The sequence below is a fragment of the Bartonella sp. ML70XJBT genome (assembly GCF_028618425.1).
GTDB lineage: Bacteria > Pseudomonadota > Alphaproteobacteria > Rhizobiales > Rhizobiaceae > Bartonella.
Window position 1 is genome coordinate 1 of the sequence record NZ_JAQISX010000043.1, and the last position, 3521, is coordinate 3521.

The 3521-nt window shown below is 36.9% G+C and carries 1 protein-coding gene and 2 pseudogenes; 1 reads left to right on the top strand and 2 read right to left on the bottom strand.

The features are described from left to right. Window positions 1–483 (top strand): annotated as a pseudogene (locus PVV65_RS08860) (hypothetical protein); the annotation flags it as partial. A 1461-nt stretch (window positions 484–1944) separates the two neighbouring features. On the opposite strand, the gene PVV65_RS08865 reads toward PVV65_RS08860, so the two are convergent. After that, window positions 1945–2421 (bottom strand): hypothetical protein, encoded by a 477-nt coding sequence (locus tag PVV65_RS08865; protein WP_273789912.1) that lies wholly within the window; start codon window positions 2419–2421, stop codon window positions 1945–1947. A gap of 13 nt (window positions 2422–2434) precedes the next feature. After that, a pseudogene (locus PVV65_RS08870) lies at window positions 2435–3521 on the bottom strand (phage portal protein); the annotation flags it as partial.

Below are 3521 nucleotides of genomic sequence, written 5' to 3' on the forward strand. Positions count from 1 at the left end.
ATCTCTCAATATGCAAAAATTTATGACCATGCTTTTGTTTATGGCAATGCTCATATTTATGGGAATATTTATGGCAATGCTCATGTAAGTGGTGGTGCCCGTGTTTTTGCTGATGCTCATATTTATGATTATGCGCATGTTTCTCATGATGCTGCGGTCTTTAGCTATGCAAGGGTCTATGGTCATGCCAATGTTTCTGGATCGGCTTGCATTTATAGCCATGGCAAGGTTTATAATTATGCTGTTATTAGGGGGCGTGCAAAGATTTATGGGAAGGTTTATGGCTCTGCTAGCGTGGCTGGCTCTTGTGAAGTTTATGGCTCTGTCTATGGCAATGCAAAACTCTCATATTGTGCAAAGGTCTGGGGGCGTGCTTATGGCAATGCAAAAATAAACAAAAAAAGCAAAGAAAAGTTGGTGCCCCAAAATTGTGAGGTTTATGAAAACGATCATGTTATCAAGATTGTTGATAAAACAGAATAAAGAACGGCGTGGGGGGCGCCTTCTTTATAGCTATAAACGCATTATAAGATGCATTCCTTAAAACGTCTCATAAAAAAGAGAACTCCAAAAAAGAAAGCCGTGCCAATCGATATGACGCGGCTTTCTAATAGCGATTCTTATTGAGTAAAATGAATCACCCATAACGGAGTGATAAATGCATATATACAAAACGTATCATATTGCAAGCATTCTATTGTTTTTATGAAAACTTATCAAAAGGATCATAAATGATGCATATGATTTTTACTCACTCATTTGAATGAGAAAGCCTATAAACGCTTTATGGCTATAAACGTATTAGAATAACGCTCTTTTCTTTAAAGAGGTTTGTTTAAACAAAGCACATGATCAAAACGCCTCTTTAAAACGTTTGGTAGCTTTATCAAACCAATCAAAAGCAAATATGTATTAAGTGAAATGTCTATAACAAAACCCGTTTTTACATTTATGCGCGTTGGTTTTTAAAAGCAGCATTTCATAAGACAAATAAACAAACGCTTTTTAGAATTTATGGTTTTTAAGATTTGCTCTGCTGTGAAATCTAGATCTTTGTTTTTTCGTAAATGAAACAATGAAACGTTCTTAAGAAGAAATGATAACTAAGTTATAACTGTTATAAAAAAGGTTTTAAACGTTTCTTATAATCATCTCATTTTATGTTTCAAACGTTTATACATTCATTTAAAGAGGTTTTTATAAGCGTATTTTTACTTTTCTTTAAAACCTAATTTCTTTAAAAATTAGCCGGCTCAAATTTGAGCTGGTTATCTTTAAAATAGAGATTCTTTAAACATTTCGCTTTTTTCTAAAAATTTAGTAAAACCCTATGCGTTTAGATTTTACAATGGTTTTGAATTTTGCTTGCTTATCTTAAAGAGCTGCCCCCAATTTTGGGGTGAGCCCATTTGGTTTCGTATTTTTAAACTGTAACCTTTAAAACGTTTGTTGCTCGCTTGCTTGCATACGTCATAAAAAGGCTTTTGATTTCATAAGATATAACGTTTTTAATTTCATATCTGTTGTGATGATAGTATCTATAATTTTCTGCCTATCATTTTCTAAACTTTTAGAAAGCGCTTTAAAAACGATTTTGAAATCCTTTATGCACCTTAAAATGAATTAAAACCTATAAGCTTATGACAGTTTCAAACGATTACCCTCTTATAGGTAATAAAATATTGCTATAACATTTTTAGATTTTACGCTTCTCAATTTTGAGAATCATAATCTCATACTTGATAATGCGATTACTAATCCAATCTTTAAAACAATGCGATTTTTGAGTGATAAAAACGTATCATAAAATTTATTAACTGTTATGAATGGTAGCTGCTTTTTATTTCATTTGAATACACACATGCGTTATAATATTTACATCATGATTTGCTTTTTATGCTCTATTCATACGTGCCAATCTTTTATAGAAAATGGTCAAATGAATCATGCATAAAAGTGTGGATTCTTAAGTGGATTCATATAAAATAATTGAACGCAACATATTGACTTTATTGTGTTTTTTGATATTATAGTGAATATTTGCACATCTTGCTGCGCTCTAATATACGCATCCTGCTCTTGAAGCTTTTTTCCCATCCATCCCATATAGCCAATAATGTCTTGGCTAGGATCGGGAGGCGTCCCTTCTCCTTCAACCATTGGCGGCTGAGATTGGGGCTCATAAAACTTCACAAGCGCTTCACGGGCTTGCTTGGCTTGTTCTTCGGCACGTTGCCGATCTTGACTTGGAACAATCTCTGAAGGCTTTTCAACGGGCTTTACAACCAGCTCTGGAGACGTGACATCATGGCTCTCAACCGTTTCGACCTCGTGTTCACTCTCAAAAGAGCCATCATCATCAAAAACCGGTGCTCCAACCCGATAATCTTCATTCATTCCTTCATTCAGTTCTGCATTCATTCTTTAACCTTTCTCAGATACTTCTTCCTCTATACGTGGCTGCTCTTTCTCGCATGATTTGATTTTGCATCTGCTCATTGATAATGCGTTGCCGCTCTAATTCATGTTTCTGTTGCATAATCTCTGCTTCCAATTCTGCTCTCTTTTGACGCATAAAAAGTTCAATCTGCTTTCCTTGTAAATCCATCTGCTGCATCTGGCTTTTCGTTGCCATATCTTGTTGCTTTTCTTGCAACTTCATTTCTTGTTCGGGATTCATTTGTTGCTGGGCTTGTTGTGCCATTTGCTGCTGTTGTTGCATCTTTTCACTTACCCGATTAAGCAGAGATGCAGGCAATGGAGAGTACCGTAGCAAATCAAGCATGATATCTGGTGTCACAGCATTTTGAAGCAACGGTAACAATTGCGTGATAATGCCAAAGGTCCGCTCTTTCTCATTGGGGCTGGTCGGTGCATCATCAACCACAATATCATAATCAACACTCATCACCGTTTCACGGGTTAAGGGAATATATTGTGCATTCTCTTCTCCAGAAATCCGCACCAAACGACCATCAGACAAGTAATTTTGTATAAGATGTAAAATAAGCTTGCCTTGACGCTTGCGATACAAACGCAAACCATCAAACAGACAAGCAAGCAGGTTTAAACTGGATTGACGCCTTTGTGCCTCTAAAATCCCTGCTTGTGAAACTTCTCGCGTTCCTATAAACTCTGGTGATAAACCGGTAACTTGATTAATCGCTTCTTTCGCTTCATTAAACAGTTGGAAAAAGCCCGTAGGAAACTGAGAAACCGGTTTTGGCTGTATCTTGCCACCTGCCAAAGCTCCATTTTTTAAGACCGTAATACTGTCTGCTCTGCTCCAACTTTTTGCGGCTTCTCGCTCGTCTTCAAAGGCGCCCCTCTCTGCCATAATCCCGCCTTTGGATTGGCTATTGAGAATATGCATGACTTGACTAAAATATTTATTCGCCCATCGCTGTGGGTCTTTTGTAGGGCGCACAACCCCATAAAATTGCCGTTCTATCTTATCAAAATACCCCGTTATACATTCCCAACCTAATTGACCAGAAGGAACCATCGGTTGATCGGGGCAT

Excerpts from the sequence above, each read along its gene's own strand:
- PVV65_RS08865 (WP_273789912.1), bottom strand. The coding sequence starts at position 2,421 with ATGAATGCAGAACTGAATGAAGGAATGAATGAAGATTATCGGGTTGGA.